This is a genomic window from Paraflavitalea sp. CAU 1676, from assembly GCF_029223285.1.
Classification (GTDB): Bacteria; Bacteroidota; Bacteroidia; order Chitinophagales; family Chitinophagaceae; genus Paraflavitalea.
In genome coordinates this window covers 354,434-369,687 of record NZ_JARHUJ010000011.1, presented here as the reverse complement: position 1 = coordinate 369,687, position 15,254 = coordinate 354,434, and the positions used below count along the sequence as shown (strand labels likewise).

Annotated in this window: 13 protein-coding genes; 5 read left to right on the top strand and 8 right to left on the bottom strand. The window is 50.7% G+C overall.

Annotation, left to right across the window (positions count from 1 at the left end; all coding sequences use genetic code 11):
* Positions 1-300: 300 nt before the first annotated feature.
* The 3 genes from P2H89_RS32195 to P2H89_RS32185 form a co-directional block, all read right to left on the bottom strand.
* Positions 301-633, bottom strand: coding sequence for a DUF3630 family protein (locus P2H89_RS32195; protein ID WP_275835050.1), 333 nt, complete (start codon positions 631-633; stop codon positions 301-303).
* A 58-nt stretch (positions 634-691) separates the two neighbouring features.
* A complete protein-coding gene (locus P2H89_RS32190) occupies positions 692-865 on the bottom strand; it encodes a hypothetical protein (RefSeq protein ID WP_275835048.1) in 174 nt (57 codons plus the stop codon).
* 70 nt (positions 866-935) lie between these two features.
* Entirely contained in the window at positions 936-1,469 is a 534-nt protein-coding gene (locus P2H89_RS32185) for a gamma carbonic anhydrase family protein (protein WP_275835046.1), read from the bottom strand.
* 126 nt (positions 1,470-1,595) lie between these two features.
* Here P2H89_RS32185 and P2H89_RS32180 point away from each other — a divergent pair, with 126 nt between their 5' ends.
* Complete coding sequence (locus P2H89_RS32180) at positions 1,596-2,789, top strand: aspartate aminotransferase family protein (RefSeq protein ID WP_275835043.1); 1,194 nt, start codon at positions 1,596-1,598, stop codon at positions 2,787-2,789.
* A gap of 74 nt (positions 2,790-2,863) precedes the next feature.
* Here the strand turns inward: P2H89_RS32180 and P2H89_RS32175 are convergent, their stop codons facing one another.
* From P2H89_RS32175 to glpK, 4 genes are all read right to left on the bottom strand, one after another.
* Complete coding sequence (locus P2H89_RS32175) at positions 2,864-3,346, bottom strand: RidA family protein (protein WP_275835041.1); 483 nt, start codon at positions 3,344-3,346, stop codon at positions 2,864-2,866.
* A 40-nt stretch (positions 3,347-3,386) separates the two neighbouring features.
* The gene (locus P2H89_RS32170) at positions 3,387-4,124 is read right to left on the bottom strand and encodes an MIP/aquaporin family protein (protein WP_275835039.1); all 738 of its coding nucleotides are present in this window, start codon (positions 4,122-4,124) and stop codon (positions 3,387-3,389) included.
* A gap of 67 nt (positions 4,125-4,191) precedes the next feature.
* Complete coding sequence (locus P2H89_RS32165) at positions 4,192-5,748, bottom strand: glycerol-3-phosphate dehydrogenase/oxidase (RefSeq protein ID WP_275835037.1); 1,557 nt, start codon at positions 5,746-5,748, stop codon at positions 4,192-4,194.
* A 96-nt stretch (positions 5,749-5,844) separates the two neighbouring features.
* A complete protein-coding gene (gene glpK, locus P2H89_RS32160) occupies positions 5,845-7,344 on the bottom strand; it encodes a glycerol kinase GlpK (RefSeq protein WP_275835035.1) in 1,500 nt (499 codons plus the stop codon).
* A 123-nt stretch (positions 7,345-7,467) separates the two neighbouring features.
* On the opposite strand from glpK, the gene P2H89_RS32155 reads away from it, so the two are divergent.
* Complete coding sequence (locus P2H89_RS32155; protein ID WP_275835033.1) at positions 7,468-10,989, top strand: amidohydrolase family protein; 3,522 nt, start codon at positions 7,468-7,470, stop codon at positions 10,987-10,989.
* A gap of 115 nt (positions 10,990-11,104) precedes the next feature.
* Here P2H89_RS32155 and P2H89_RS32150 read toward each other — a convergent pair whose 3' ends face one another.
* A complete protein-coding gene (locus P2H89_RS32150) occupies positions 11,105-13,618 on the bottom strand; it encodes a DUF5686 family protein (protein WP_275835031.1) in 2,514 nt (837 codons plus the stop codon).
* Between the two features lie 142 nt (positions 13,619-13,760).
* Between P2H89_RS32150 and P2H89_RS32145 the strand changes: the two genes are divergently transcribed.
* From P2H89_RS32145 to P2H89_RS32135, 3 genes are all read left to right on the top strand, one after another.
* The gene (locus P2H89_RS32145) at positions 13,761-14,408 is read left to right on the top strand and encodes a hypothetical protein (RefSeq protein WP_275835029.1); all 648 of its coding nucleotides are present in this window, start codon (positions 13,761-13,763) and stop codon (positions 14,406-14,408) included.
* A 29-nt stretch (positions 14,409-14,437) separates the two neighbouring features.
* Complete coding sequence (locus P2H89_RS32140; RefSeq protein ID WP_275835027.1) at positions 14,438-14,737, top strand: transcriptional regulator; 300 nt, start codon at positions 14,438-14,440, stop codon at positions 14,735-14,737.
* An 81-nt stretch (positions 14,738-14,818) separates the two neighbouring features.
* Positions 14,819-15,253: a hypothetical protein gene (locus tag P2H89_RS32135; RefSeq protein ID WP_275835025.1), complete on the top strand. Its 435-nt coding sequence runs from the start codon at positions 14,819-14,821 to the stop codon at positions 15,251-15,253.
* Position 15,254: the final 1 nt, after the last annotated feature.

Below are 15,254 nucleotides of genomic sequence, written 5' to 3'. Positions count from 1 at the left end.
CAAAAACAATACTAAAACACCCCTCAGTCACGTCTTTTTATACAGTGCTCTTGTGGATAAACCCCACCAGAAAACTGAAAAGAAAAAGGGTGCCTCAAATTACTTTTGAGACACCCTCTTTGTGTTTCAGAAGTAAAACTGTATGGTAAGCCAACGCTGGTTTGGGTGCCACAATGACAAAGCCTGTCCAATGGCTGTTGTCACTGCCATAATACTAATCTATTATCGACCAGCTGGTGTGTCGAACTGCCGGGTGTAGCGTGTGCGTCATTGAACGACTGCAGGTAGGCCTGTCAGTGATCAGGACACAAACCGCTTGGCGCGGTGGATGAGTAATTTATTCTCGAGAAAATTGGCTACTTCCACTACGGCGTCATTGTCTTTGCGCGGTGCTTCGCGAACTTTGAACGGGTAAAGGGAAATGCCGGTGTAAATGTTGTAGTAAAGTGTTAAGGTATGGCCTTTATACAGGAAGTTCCAGGTGAGGGTATCGAAATCATCCTGTTTTTGCGTGAAGCGGATCTCCAGGTTTTCGGAGAGAATGTTGGCCACTTCATAAAATCTTTTCAGACCGCAATCATCGTCTATGATCGCTTCGGTGCAGCCGAAGTCGGTACGTAGCGTTAGGCTCATACAGTATGGATTTAAGAGTTATCTAATGGGTACGAATCGTAAACTTCGTATCGGGAAATTATGCTTTGAATTTCTTAGCCTTCGGCACCTTTTCGCCACTGAGTATTCGTTCTGCACCTACATTCTTACCATTGGAGGGACAACCAGATTTGGGCCCGAAGATGCCACAGGAGCTGCTGCACAAGATGATCAATAAGCTGGCTGTAACGAGTACTGTTTGTTGGATTTTCATAACCGGATTGCAGTGGATTTTTATCGCTTTTTAAAACTATACATATTCTTCCGTAGTTGCAATAGGCAGTCTATTTTTCCTCGGCTACCTGGTCCCGAAACCAATCGGCATAGCGGATGTAATTGTTTGCTATTCTGTCGATTTCACCCTGTATTTGAGATTGGTCAATATTTTTTACTTTCTTGGCGGGCACCCCTGCCCAGATGGTTCCGGACGGTATCTGGGTACCTTCGAGTACGACGGCGCCGGCGGCAATGATGGTGTGACTGCCGATAACGGCATTGTCCATCACGATGGCCCCCATACCGATCAATACATTGTCTTCGATCGTACAGCCATGCACAATCGCATTGTGGCCGATAGATACATTATTGCCGATGATGGTTTGGGTCTTCTTGTAAGTGCAATGGATCACCGCGCCATCCTGTATGTTTACTTTATTGCCCATGCGAATGCTGTTCACATCGCCCCGCACTACCGCATTGAACCAGAAACTGCAGCCATCGCCAGCCACCACATCGCCTACGATCGTGGCATTGGGGGCTATAAATGTATTCTCTCCGAAACTGGGGTATTTACCATCTACGTGTAATATGACAGGCATAAATAGAAGTTTGTACAAATATACTAAGATGGACGCGGATACAGCGGCCAGTGGGAGTACGCCGGGAGCCAGGCCTGCCTAAACAGTGCAAACAGGAGCAAACCCTCCAACCAGTATCTTTGCGCCATGAATCAACGGGAACTGTTTTTTCGCCACGTGGCGCAAACCTCTACCGCCCCCCTGGCGCTGGAGATCGTAAAAGCTGAGGGAAGTTTGTTGTGGGATGCAGAAGGGAGGGAATACATCGATATGATCGCCGGTATCAGCGTATGTAATGTGGGCCACCGCCACCCCCGGGTGGTAAAAGCCATCCGGAAACAGGCCGACCAATACCTGCACCTGCTGGTATACGGTGAGTTTGTCGAAACACCCCAGGTGCAATATGCCAAAGCCATTACCGATCACTTGCCCGGAAGCCTCAATTCGGTTTATTTCACCAATTCGGGCGCCGAAGCCGTTGAAGGGGCGATGAAACTGGCTAAGCGTGTCACCAACCGTTCCCAGATCATCGCGTTCAAGGATAGCTACCATGGCTCTACCCAGGGCGCCCTCAGCATTATTGGCGATGAGTATTGGCGCCGTGCTTACAGGCCCCTCCTGCCCGATGTATTGCATTTGGAACACGGTTCCTTTACTGCCATCGAGGCCATTACCGATCGCACCGCCTGTGTGATCGCAGAGCCTATCCAGGCCGAACGGGGCGTCTATACTCCCTCCAAAGAATGGGTGAAGGCCTTGCGTAAGAAATGTACTGAAACGGGTACACTGCTGATACTCGATGAGATACAAACGGGTTTTGGTCGCACCGGCACCCTCTGGGCTTTTGAGCAGTTCAATATTACGCCGGATGTATTGCTATTGGGTAAAGCCCTCGGCGGTGGTATGCCGCTGGGCGCTTTCATTGCCGACAAAGCCATCATGATGAACCTGGCCGATAACCCGGTGCTGGGTCACATTACTACCTTTGGCGGCCATCCGGTGTGCTGTGCTGCAGGGCATGCTGCCCTTAAAGTGTTGTTGAAAGAATCGCTGGTGCAGGATGTGAAGAAAAAAGAAGCCATACTGCTGGAGCAATTAAAGCATCCGCTGATAAAAACCATCCGTTCAAACGGATTGATGCTGGCTGTTGAGTTCGATAGTTTCGAGACCAACAAAAAGATCATCGATGCCTGTATCCGTAAAGGTGTGCTCACCGATTGGTTCCTGTTTGCCGCCAATTGTATGCGCCTGGTGCCGCCATTAACTATATCTCCGAAGGAGCTTAAAAAGGCCTGTAAAGTGATCCTGGCGGCGATGGAGGAGGTGATGGGAGTGAGGTGAGGTTCACCCAAGCGGAAGGTCATCAACGGTAGGGTAAAAAAAGGGCCGGTTGAATGCCGGCCCGCTGTCGTTCTTTAAGGCTCTATTTCCACAATGACCTCTACTTCTACTGCAATATTATTAGGAAGGGAGCCCATGCCCACTGCCGAGCGGGCATGCTTTCCTTTATCGCCGAAGATCTCCACCATCAGGTCGGAGTACCCATTGATGACTTTAGGGTGATCGCCAAAACTGTTCTCACAGTTTACCATACCCAATACTTTCACGATGCGCTTTACTTTGTTGAGATTGCCCAGTTCGGCTTTCAATACCGACAGGTGGTTGATGCCTACCAACCTGGCCGCCTGGTATCCCTGCTCGATGGTAAGGTCCTTACCTACCTTGCCGGTGATATTGGTACCATCTGCTTTGGTAGGCCCCTTGCCGGAGAGGTATAACAGATTGCCCACCCGCACCGCATTGACATAATTGGCGATGGGCTGCGAAGGGGGGGTAAGCACGATGCCTTTTTCCTTCAGTTTCTGATCAATATCCTGGGCATGTAGGCTGGTGGTCATAAGTGAAAGTATAAATAACGTACGAAGTATTTTCATACGGTTAAGATAGAAAATATTTGAACACTACCGCGGCCAGCATGGCGCCGACAATAGGTCCCACCACCGGTATCCAGGCATAACTCCAGTCGCTATCTCTTTTTTGGGGAATGGGCAAAATGAAATGGGCAATACGTGGACCCAGGTCTCTCGCCGGATTGATCGCGTAACCTGTAGGCCCACCCAGCGATAAACCGATGGCCAGTACCAGCAAGGCCACCGGCAGGGCATTGAGCGTCCCCAAGCTTTGTGCGGAATCGGTAAACAATAAAGCGCCCAGCATCAACACGAAAGTACCAACGGTCTCGGTAAGGATATTGTGTGGTGCGCTGCGTATGGCCGGACCCGTAGAGAACACGGCCAGTTTGAGGTCGCCATCTGCCGTGTGGGCAAAGTGCTGACGGTAAGCCAGCCAGGTAATGATGGCGCCAACGATCGCGCCGGCAAATTGGGCGAGGATGAATATGCTTACATTTTCTTTGGGGAATTTCTCCAGGTAAGCCAGGGCGATTGTTACAGCCGGATTGAGATGACCACCTCCGCCCAGTTTGGTAGAACTATATACCCCTACAAAAACGGCCATGGCCCATCCGAAGGTGATAACGATCAGGCCGCCATTATGGCCTTTGGTCTTACTCAGGAGTACGTTGGCCACTACACCGCTGCCGAGTATGATGAGCAGCATGGTGCCAACGAATTCGCCTACAAAATGATTGTAAACAGGGGCAGCAATCGGATCCATAGTTGATGTATTCAGGTTTAAAGATGAATCAGTTTAAACGTTGCACAGGCAGGGCCCGGCATTATTCTTAACCGGGCAGGTATTGCCGGGCTATTTTATGAAAGGCTTCCAGCTCCCGCTGTATCCAGTCGTCGCCCTGCTTCAGCGCGCCCGCCATCAGTTGTGCCACGCGGGGAGCTGCTTCTATCGCTGCTTTGGCATCCAGCAGTAAGGCTCTTGTTCGCCGGCTTAAGGCATCTTCGAGGGTCATGCACAATTCATGCTGCACTGCCCAGATGATGGTGGCCTCCTGGTAGGGCAAACGTGGGTGCAATAAGGCGCCCAGTTCGGGTTTATCGGCGATCATTTGCTGCAGGCCCGATTTGTCGGAACCATAGTAATAATCGGTCGTTGAGTAGTCCGTGGTGTGCATGGCGCCATGGATCGGCAAATCTTTTGTTACCGGTTCTTTGTAGGGCAGACTGCCTTGCACGGCAGCAATATTGATCACGTCGGCAGCCATTTTGCGATAGGTGGTCCATTTACCACCGAGAATGCTTACGAGTCCACTATCGGATATAAGGATCGAATGATCGCGTGATATCTCTGCCGTTTTCTTCGCCGTGCTTTTGACCAGGGGACGCAGTCCGGCGAAGATGCTCTTGACATCATCGCGCGTAGGATCTTTGGTCAGGTAGCGCGCTGCATGCTCGAGAATAAACTGTATCTCCTCTTCCTGTGCACGAGGTTCTTCATCGATGCGGTCAACGGCCGTGTCGGTAGTACCTACAATGATCTTCTGGTGCCAGGGTACGGCAAACAATACGCGTCCATCATCGGTGTGCGGTATCATGATGGCCGCTTCACCGGGCAGAAATTCTTTGTCGAGCACCACGTGTATACCCTGACTGGGTGCGATGCTTACCGGCTTTTCCGGGTCGTCCATTTGTTGTATCGCATCCGAAAACACACCGGTGGCATTGATCACCACTTTGGCCTGTACTTCGTAGGTTTTACCCGTCAGTTCGTCTTTGACGATAACACCCGCAATTTTATCCTGCGACTTCAGCAGGCCGGTCACTTTAAAATAATTCAGCACCACGCCTTTTTGCTCAACAGCCGTTTGCGCCAGGTTGATCGCCAGGCGCGCATCATCAAACTGACCGTCGTGGTACAATACGCCGCCCCGCAACCCTTCTGCGTCGAGGGTAGGGGCAAGCGCCAGCACTTCTTCGGTGGATAGCCATTCGGAAGTGCCCAGCCCGAGGCTGCCACTCATCCAGTCGTATACTTTAAGGCCGAGCCCGTAATAAGGCCCTTCCCACCACTTGTAATTAGGTACAATGAATGATTGGTTCTTGACCAGGTGGGGCGCATTCTGCTTCATAATGCCTCTTTCCTTCAGCGCATCCATCACCAGTTTGATATTGCCTTGCTGCAGGTAGCGAACACCGCCATGCACCAGTTTGGTAGAGCGGGAGGAGGTGCCTTTGGCAAAATCGACGCCTTCAAACAGAATGGTGCGGTAGCCTCGTGCGGCCGCATCTACGGCAGCACCCAGTCCGGTGGCACCGCCGCCGATGATGATGATATCCCAGGGTGTTTTATTCGATTCAAGTTGATCTATCAGCTGTTGTCGGTTCATGCTATACAATTACAAAGGTTCGATTGGTAACGCTACTTTCTTATTGGTCGATGCAATATTGAACCAACCGATCACAATATTCAATTTGAAGGATGGCTATTTGTCATCGGCCCAGGCGATCGACGCTTTCACGGCACGGTGCCAGCCTTTTAACAAGCCCTGTACCTGATCTTTGGGCATAGCAGGCGTAAACTGCGCATCTACCTGCCATTGCTTTTGCAATTCTTCCACACTGTCCCAATAACCTACGGCGAGGCCAGCCAGGTAGGCGGCGCCCAATGCCGTGGTCTCGTATATCTTGGGCCGTAATACCGGCACCTGCAATATGTCGCTCTGGAATTGCATCAGGGCGTTGTTGATGGTGGCGCCACCGTCAACCCGCAGTTCTTTGATATCGATGCCTGCATCAGACACCATGGCCTTCAACACATCGTTGGTTTGGTAGGCAATGCTTTCCAGTGCCGCGCGGGCAATATGGGCATCGAGCGTGCCCCGTGTTACGCCAAACAGGGAGCCGCGTGCATGCTGGTTCCAGTGCGGTGCCCCAAGGCCCGCAAAGGCCGGCACCATAAACACGCCGTTGGTATCGGGCACACTGGCAGCCAGGGCTTCTACATCGGCCGAGTTGCGGATGATGTGCAGCCCGTCGCGCAGCCACTGTACTACCGCGCCGGCAATAAAGATGCTGCCTTCCAGTGCATATTCTACTTTGTTGTGGATCTTCCAGGCTACGGTTGTCAACAGGTTGTTGGTCGATGTCACCGCCTTCGATCCGGTATTCATCAGCATGAAACAGCCGGTACCATAGGTGTTCTTCACCATGCCGGGTTGTGTACACATTTGGCCAAACAAAGCGGCCTGCTGATCGCCGGCGATGCCCGCAATAGGTATATTGGCGTGTTTTACGATCGCTTCCGTGACGCCATAGGTTTTGCTGGAAGGTCTCACTTCGGGCAACACACTGGCGGGGATATCGAACAGTTTCAACAGGTCTTCATCCCATTCGCAGGTGTGTATATTGAGCAGCATCGTACGTGATGCATTCGATACGTCGGTAATGTGCAGCTTGCCACCGGAGAGTTTCCAGATCAGCCAGCTGTCGACGGTGCCAAAAGCGAGCTTTCCGCGGCTGGCTTTCTCCCTGGCGCCTGCTACATTGTCCAGTATCCATTTTAATTTGGTGGCGGAGAAATAAGCGTCGATGATAAGACCCGTTTTCTGTTGTATCGTAGCGCCATGTCCGGTAGCTTTGAGGTGATCGCAATACTCGGCAGTTCGGCGATCCTGCCATACGATGGCACGGGCGATGGGTTTACCGGTTTCGCGATCCCACACGATGGTGGTTTCACGCTGGTTGGTGATGCCGATCGCGGCCACCTGGTCGGTCGTGATGCCTTTGCGGGCGATCACTTCTGCCATTACGCTGAATTGCGAGGCCCATATTTCTTCGGGCTCATGCTCTACCCATCCTGGTTGGGGATACCATTGTTTGAATTCTTTCTGTGCTACAGTAACGATACAGCCGGCATGGTCAAAAAGGATTGCCCGGCTGCTGGTAGTGCCCTGGTCAAGGGCAAGGATATACTTTGAAGACATGCAATCGATTTATGTCAAAAGATAAGCAATTAAGAAACAAAACAACCATTCATAACAATTAAATAGCCGATTGATTGCGCTGTTGTAATTTTCTGCGTTCAACGCCAAAAAAATCTACTAATTATGAGCATAGCCCTGCCAAAAAAACGCAACCGCCGGCTGGTTGCAGTACCTGCGGTACTGATCGCCGGTGCGGTATGGGCAGCTACAGGTCATGAACGCCACCTCACTGCGTTCAACAATCCTGCCGTAGCTGACACCATCCGAAAGGACACTACAAAATTTACAGAGTATAAAAGTCTTCCGCTGAAGCCCGAGCGCAAGATCTCCTTTGCTACGAACGAAGGAACCTGGATGAGTGTGGACGTGAGTCCCGATGGTCAATCGATTGCGTTCGACCTGATGGGAGATATCTATACTGTTCCCATTACAGGGGGTAAAGCCACCATTGTTACCAAAGGCCTGTCTTTCGATACGCATCCGAGGTATAGTCCCGATGGAAAGAAACTCCTCTTCACTTCCGACAGAAGCGGTTCCGAAAATATCTGGTACATCGACCGGGAGAAACAGGACACCGTGCAGGTTACGAAAGATCGCGACCAGAACTTCCCCGGCGCTGCCTGGACACCCGATGGCGATTACATCGTCGCCGCACGCGGCCGTCTCGATGTAAAGCTGTGGATGCTGCACAAGGATGCCGGCAGTGGTGTGCAATTGGTAGAAACGCCCGGCTTCAAGACCATCGACCCGGCCGTTAGTCCCGATGGTCGCTATGTGTATTTTTCTTCGCGCAATGGCGCCTGGACCTACAACGCGCCCTTACCGCAATACCAGATCAGTGTGTATGACCGCGATAATGCGCGTACCTCTACGATCACTTCGCGTTATGGATCGGCCTTTACCCCTGTACTGTCGAAAGATGGCAAATGGCTGGTATACGGTTCGAGGTTTGAAGACAAAACAGGTCTCGTGATCCGCAACATCACCAGCGGCGATGAACGCTGGCTCGCTTACCCCGTGCAAAGAGACGAGCAGGAGTCGATGGCCACGATGGGTGTATTGCCTGGCATGTCCTTTACGCCCGATAGCAAAGCACTTATCGCTTCTTATGGCGGCAAGATCTACCGCATACCGGTGGATGGCGGAAAGCCAACCGAAATCCCTTTCACAGCTGACATAAACCTGGAACTAGGGCCGCGCCTCGAATTCAAATACCCGGTAACAGATACATCGCATATACTCGCTACCCAAATACGGGGTGCGGTGCCCTCGCCCGATGGCAGGAAACTTGCCTTTACTGTGTTGAACCGCCTCTATGTAATGGACTATCCCAATGGTACGCCCAGGCGTCTCACCACGCATGAGTTTACGGAGGCCGAACCCGCCTGGTCAACCGATGGTAACCATATCGTATTCACCACCTGGACACCCGAGGGTGGCCATCTGTACAAAGTGAACGTGAACGGCAAGACTACTTTGCAAAAACTTACGAAAGAACCGGCCTTCTATTCATCGGCAGTATTCAATGGAAAGAACGATCGCATCGTATTCGTGCGCGGAAAATTGCAGCGTTACCAGGAATCCATATCGCCGGGCGCTAATGAAACAGAGAACGAGATCTGCTGGATGCCGGCCAACGGCGGGGAGATCACGCTCATCAGCCGCGCTAACTTCCGCGGCAACCCTCACTTTGTAAAAGGTGAAGATGACCGTATTTATCTCAACCAGGGGGGCAGTCTGATCTCCGTGAACTGGGAAGGCAAAGATGAAAAAGTACTGGTACGTGTAACTGGTGTTACTACCTACGGCATCAGCAACTGGAAGGATGCGGAACATCAGCATGAGCTTAACTCGTCCGATTTCTGCCTGCTTACCGAGAAAGTAGCGCAGGCTATGGAAGTGCAGGTGCCTTCTTCGGCGGCGCAGATCAACATGTCGCCCACGGGCAACAGGGCGCTGGCGCAGGTCAACAACGATATCTACGTGATCACGGTACCCAAAACCGGTAAAACGGCTTCCATTTCGGTAGCAGATGCTGCCAGCGCTTCGTTCCCCGCACGCAAGCTGACGGACCTTGGTGGCGAGTTTGCCAGCTGGGAAGCGGATGGCAAACGTGTTCACTGGTCGCTGGGCAATGCGCACTTCGTGTACGATGTAGATAAAGCAGTGGCGCAGGAAGACAGCGTGAAACTGGCTAAAAAAGCCGAAGCCAAACGCAAAGAAGATTCCCTCGCCAAAGCGATCACCGACGTGGTTAAGATAAAGACCGATACCACGAAGAAACTCATCGATACGCTTGCGAAGAAGGTCGTTGAGAAGAAAGAAGAGTTCAAATACAAGCCTGAAGAGATCGCTATTAAGCTATATTTCGAAAAAGACATGCCCAAAGCATCGGTGTTGCTCAAAGGAGCACGCATCGTTACCATGAAGGGTAATGAGGTGATCGAGCAGGGCGATATCCTTGTGGTCAACAACCGCATCAAGGCAGTAGGGCCTAGCGGCACACTACAGGTGCCGGCCAACACTAAAGTGATCGATGTGGCTGGTAAAACCATTGTGCCGGGGTTTGTGGATACGCATTCGCACATGTGGCCTACCTGGGGCGTACATAAGAACCAGGTGTGGATCTATGCGGCCAACCTCGCTTATGGTGTAACCGCTACACGCGATCCGCAAACGGCCACTACCGACGTGCTCACCTACGCCGATATGGTCGATGCCGGTAAGATCGTGGGCCCGCGCGTATACTCGACAGGTCCCGGTGTGGGCTTCTGGATGTACAATGTGCGTGACTCTGCACACGCCAGCAGCATCCTGCGCCAGTACAGCAAATACTACAATACGAAGTACATCAAAATGTACCTCACAGGGCCGCGCCAGGTAAGGCAGTGGATCATCAAGGCTGCGAAAGACCAGGGCCTGATGCCTACTACCGAAGGCGGTCTTAACTACAAGCTCAACATGACCAATATGCTCGATGGCTATCCCGGTCATGAGCATACCATACCCGTTTATCCGTTGTACAAAGATGTGTACAAGTCCATCGCCGAGTCGAAGATGGCGGTAACACCCACCCTGTTGGTATCCTATGGTGGTCCCTGGGCAGAGAACTTCTATTATGAGACCGAAATGCCCTACAACGATAAGAAGCTGCAGAACTTCACACCATACGATGAGCTGGCGCCCAAAACACGCCGCCGCGGAGCCTGGTTCATGCCCGAAGAACATGTGTTTGTCAAACACGCGAAGTCGATGAAGTCGATGGTGGAAAGCGGTGCGCTGGCTGGCATCGGTAGCCATGGACAGTTACAGGGTTTAGGATATCATTGGGAGCTTTGGTCTATGCAGAGCGGTGGTATGAGCACGCTCGATGCGCTGAAGACCGCTACCATACTCGGTGCAGAAGCACTGGGATTGGATGGCGATATCGGAAGCATTCAGCCTGGTAAGCTGGCCGACCTGATCATTATGGACAAGAATCCGCTGGAGAATATCCGCAATACCAATACCATCAATATGGTAATGAAGAATGGCCGCCTGTACAGTGGTAATACACTCGATGAGGTGTATCCCGCTACAAGGAAGCTGGAACGTAGTGAATGGACATTCGAAAAACCCGTTAATACAACTGGTATAAAAGAATAGCGTGTTACATCACGCTGGGCTGGTAGCACAATAGCCAATCCATAATCGAAAAGGGTGTCTCAGCTGTACAGCTGAGACACCCTTTTCGATTTATCCTTTTATAGGCTGATATCGGTTAAAATGCCAGGCGGAAGCTGAAGAATACCCCGAATTTCTTTACCGTTTCCTTGGGCAGGGGGGTAGGCGCCAGTCGCCAGATGAAGTCGACCCTGAAGAGGCGGAAGATATTATCAACGCCCGTACCTACTTCTACATAGGTCTTGCCATCGAGGGATTCGAATTTGTAATCGGAACCTGCCGGCATATTGTATTCCTTGTTCTCATCGCTCAGGCTGCCCACCAGCGCCTTCACAGTCCAGAACTGGCGGAACTTGAGTTTCCGGGTAAAGGGAAGCAAACGGAAAATGCCGTTGCCGAAATTGTGCTCGAAATTGATACCGGCATATCGGTCGTTCAGGTATTCGTAGCGGTTCATGAGGTTGAAGGCATACTTATCGTAATAATAGATCTCATTACCGGGTGCTACGTCGAGCAGCATATAGGGCAACTTGCCCCAGGTGCGGCCTGCAAAGACATTGTAATAAACAGTGCCGAATGGTGGAATTTTCGAATAGTCGGATACGCTGGCGCTTAGCTTATGATAATCGTATTTACCGCTTAGTGCGCCTTTTAAACCCCGCGTATAACGGAGCTCAATGATCGGAAAGTCGCTGCCCAGGCTATAGCGATTGAAAGTAGTTTCCAGGAACTTTTCGAGGTGAGCATACCGGAAGCGAATGGTGGCCTCGGTGGTCCGGATGGCAGAGTCGCCCTTGTCGTCTACAAACAGCGATTTATAGGGCAGGTTGCGTACGGGATCGTAGTTTTTATGGGCGCCGCCGAGTGTTACCGAGAAGCCCGATTTGGTAGAGCCAAACAGGTCTACCTTGGTTTCATCGGCCATCAGGAACTTGATGGGTACGCCGCTTTTGCGGATGGCCAGTGCGAAGATATTGTCCTGGCTGATGGCATCGTAGTATTGCTGACCGCGGTCGAAATCGTGCTTATGCGATACGGTGATATACGTACGGGGGTTCTTGTTGAAAAGATACATTGCATCCAACTGGTATTTGAATTCCTGGTCTTTGAAGCCATAGGCCAGGTAGCCGTGGAACAATACTTTCTTGCTGAAATATTTATTCGTAGCGAGGTCGAACCTCGTACGGAATCCTTCCTGTACGTTGGCGGTGGCCCAGTTGAACCAGGGACCGATCTCGTAGTTGCCGATATTCATGTAGCCGGTAGCCAGGAAATTAAGGGTCCTGGTGGCACGCTTAAAGGCGGGCATCTTGAGCAGGGTATCAATGGTTTGATAGATCGCTTTCTCCGACTTATTGAGTTCTTCGTGACGCGATTCGACCCAGAAAGAGTCGGGGGCCTGTTGCGCAGCAGGTGACAGTATGGTCTCTTCAGTCAGCTTGTTTTTGCCCAGCTCTTCCACGACCGATGGATCATTGACCATGATGTTGCGGTAGGTGGTGCTTTTTCTGCCGATGGCCGACAAGGCCTTTTCGCCGGTAAGGGAGAGGTCTACGACAAACTTATCGCGGGTAAGGAACCAGGTGCTGTCGTTGATGAGGCTGAATTCCTGGATCAGGCTCAACCGGTCTACGTAGTTGATGTTCGCATCTTTCGACAGGCGCAGGTTCATCTTCTGGATGGCCCAGGTAGTATCGTGTGCCCAGCAATCACCTTCAAAAGTATTCTCGCCCCCACGTTTGGGAGTAAATGACATGTGAATGAGGCGGCGCCCGTTAACGACCTGGGTGTCCAGCACTTTGTAGCGGTAGTAGCTGTCGCCATTATCGCTGAGAGGACTTACAAAGAGTTTGTCGAATACCGGGATGAAGTTGCTGTAAAAGTTGATGTTTTGATCCATACCACCCAGGAAGCGGGCTACGCTTTCGTTGTTGATGCCCATGGTTTTGGTGCCCTGGAACACTTCGCGGCGCTTGCGGGGTGATTTCTGGTAGTAATAATCGGAAATGGCTTCTGTAAGATAGATGGGCAGGTAAGGATTGCCTTCATCGGTGGTATCAATATTGTTGAGTACGAAGTTGAATTTTTTGATGAAAGGGAGGTTCGCCCACTTATCCCGCTTGATATTCTTGATATCGACTTCCAGCTTGTTGTACAATTCGTAGGAGAAATTATCGAACCGGTAGCGGTCATTCTTTGCCTTGCGCCGCACGATCCTTTTCCACATGAGGAGGCCGCGGTCTATCTTCTGGCGTACTACCACTTCATTCGTGAATTTGCCCCTTTCAAGCAGGATACTGATGTCTATAACCCCGCTTCGGGCCTTACTGATGAGAGCAGAGTCGATAACCAAAAGGAAATCCTGGTAACCAACGTAGGTGATCTTTATGGAATCGAGGGGCCATTGGTCGAAGCGGAAGAGGAAAGATCCGGCAGAATCACTCAGCTTGCCGCTGCCGGAGCCCTGGAATTGCATAGAGGCAAAAGGGATACGTTCATCACTGTGGGCATCTTTGATAACGCCCCGCAGTACCTTGGTTTGTCCCTGGGCGGCTTGGATCAACAATAAAAAGCAACAAAGCCGGGCTATACTCGATAAAAAATTCTTCACACAATCAATTTGTTCTAATGACCAAAAATACGACTAAGCCCCCTATCGGGAACTGTTAAAAAGAACCAAAAACAGGGATATAACGACAAAAGTTTGCAAATATGAAATATTTGCCCCTACTTTGTGTTACAAAGTGCTTTATATGGATAGCCAACACCAACCACAAACTTTGGAAACGCTGCAGGATATTAAACGCATGATGGAGCGTTCCTCACGGTTTATTTCGCTGAGCGGATGGAGTGGTATCAGCGCGGGGATCTGCGCCTTGCTGGGCGCCTGGGCAGCCCATAGCAGGCTGGGAAGTTTTCTTGTATATCATGGTGGCCGGCAGCACCAAAGCATTTATAACGAAGAGCAGGCTTCCCTGGACTTGTTCTATGATCTCATCCTGATTGCCGTGATCACCTTCATTGCGGCTTTTATATCGGCTTTTTTGTTTACGTATATCCGGAGCAGGAAGAATGGTGTACCGATCTGGGACCGTACGGTACAGCGATTGGCCTGGAACACCATAATGCCCATGGTGGTAGGTGGTATTATGATAGTACGGGCCCTGGAATTTGGGTATTATGAGCTGGTGGCGCCGGGCTGCCTTATTTTTTATGGACTGGCATTGGTGAATGCTTCTAAATACACCCTTGGCGAGATACGCTACCTTGGCTATGGCCAGATCATCCTGGGCATACTCAATCTCTGGATAATCAACGAGGGGTTGTATTTTTGGGCCGCTGGTTTCGGCATCCTGCATATCGTTTATGGTGCCATTATGTGGTGGAAATATGAAAGATGAGGATGGCATTCAGCATAATTAGTGTGTGTATGAAGAACCCGATTGGAAATCTTAATAAAATATTTGACAGCCGTATCCGGCTGGGGGTCATGAGCATCCTCATGGTGAATGAGGAGGTGAGCTTTAATGACCTCAAGCAGATGATGGAGGTAACGGACGGTAACCTGGCCTCGCACCTGGTCAACCTCGAAGAAAACGGGTTCATCAAGGTCCACAAAGGGTTCGTAGGCCGTAAGACCAATACAACTTATTCAATAACAAAGGCTGGTGAAAAAGCTTTCAAGGAACATATTGAGGCATTGGAGAATATGATCAGAGGAGTGAAGTAATATTTTTTTTGCCCCTGCACTTTGTAATGCAAAGCACTTTACGAGTTGGGTATTATTATGGCATTTTAAACACTTATGAATATGAGCAATACCTTATCACAAAGAATCGGGTTCACTTTTAAAGTTTGGTTCATCGCAGTATTGGTCAACACCGCAATAGGAACAGCATTCCTGGCCTTGTTCCTGGGCCCGGGCTTTGTTCCGCTTTTATTGCAGTATGGTGCCGGACTTGGCTTGATCGTTTCTTCACCGGCCTTGCTGGTAATTCCCCTCACATTGGCGCTGTGTGTACGCAAGGGCCTGTCCGGTGTCTGGACTTATCGTGTCATGATAGGAGTAGCCGCGATTTTGGGATTGACGGGATGGCTTATATACATGGCTTTTTTTAAAGAATTCAATGAGGAAAATTATGTCTTACTGGCAATCGCCATCGTGTCTGGAGTGGTAGCTGTTTGTACTCAACAGAAAAAACTATACGCCCTGGGCGATTACTCATCACTTGCTGAAAAAGGGTAAC

What these genes read in the sequence shown, in the direction of transcription:
- P2H89_RS32195 (WP_275835050.1), bottom strand. Translation starts at nt 633, where the DNA reads ATGAGCCTAACGCTACGTACCGACTTCGGCTGCACCGAAGCGATCATA.
- P2H89_RS32190 (WP_275835048.1), bottom strand. Translation starts at nt 865, where the DNA reads ATGAAAATCCAACAAACAGTACTCGTTACAGCCAGCTTATTGATCATC.
- P2H89_RS32185 (WP_275835046.1), bottom strand. Translation starts at nt 1,469, where the DNA reads ATGCCTGTCATATTACACGTAGATGGTAAATACCCCAGTTTCGGAGAG.
- P2H89_RS32180 (WP_275835043.1), top strand. Translation starts at nt 1,596, where the DNA reads ATGAATCAACGGGAACTGTTTTTTCGCCACGTGGCGCAAACCTCTACC.
- P2H89_RS32175 (WP_275835041.1), bottom strand. Translation starts at nt 3,346, where the DNA reads ATGACCACCAGCCTACATGCCCAGGATATTGATCAGAAACTGAAGGAA.
- P2H89_RS32170 (WP_275835039.1), bottom strand. Translation starts at nt 4,124, where the DNA reads ATGGATCCGATTGCTGCCCCTGTTTACAATCATTTTGTAGGCGAATTC.
- P2H89_RS32165 (WP_275835037.1), bottom strand. Translation starts at nt 5,748, where the DNA reads ATGAACCGACAACAGCTGATAGATCAACTTGAATCGAATAAAACACCC.
- glpK (WP_275835035.1), bottom strand. Translation starts at nt 7,344, where the DNA reads ATGTCTTCAAAGTATATCCTTGCCCTTGACCAGGGCACTACCAGCAGC.
- P2H89_RS32155 (WP_275835033.1), top strand. Translation starts at nt 7,468, where the DNA reads ATGAGCATAGCCCTGCCAAAAAAACGCAACCGCCGGCTGGTTGCAGTA.
- P2H89_RS32145 (WP_275835029.1), top strand. Translation starts at nt 13,761, where the DNA reads ATGGATAGCCAACACCAACCACAAACTTTGGAAACGCTGCAGGATATT.
- P2H89_RS32140 (WP_275835027.1), top strand. Translation starts at nt 14,438, where the DNA reads ATGAAGAACCCGATTGGAAATCTTAATAAAATATTTGACAGCCGTATC.
- P2H89_RS32135 (WP_275835025.1), top strand. Translation starts at nt 14,819, where the DNA reads ATGAGCAATACCTTATCACAAAGAATCGGGTTCACTTTTAAAGTTTGG.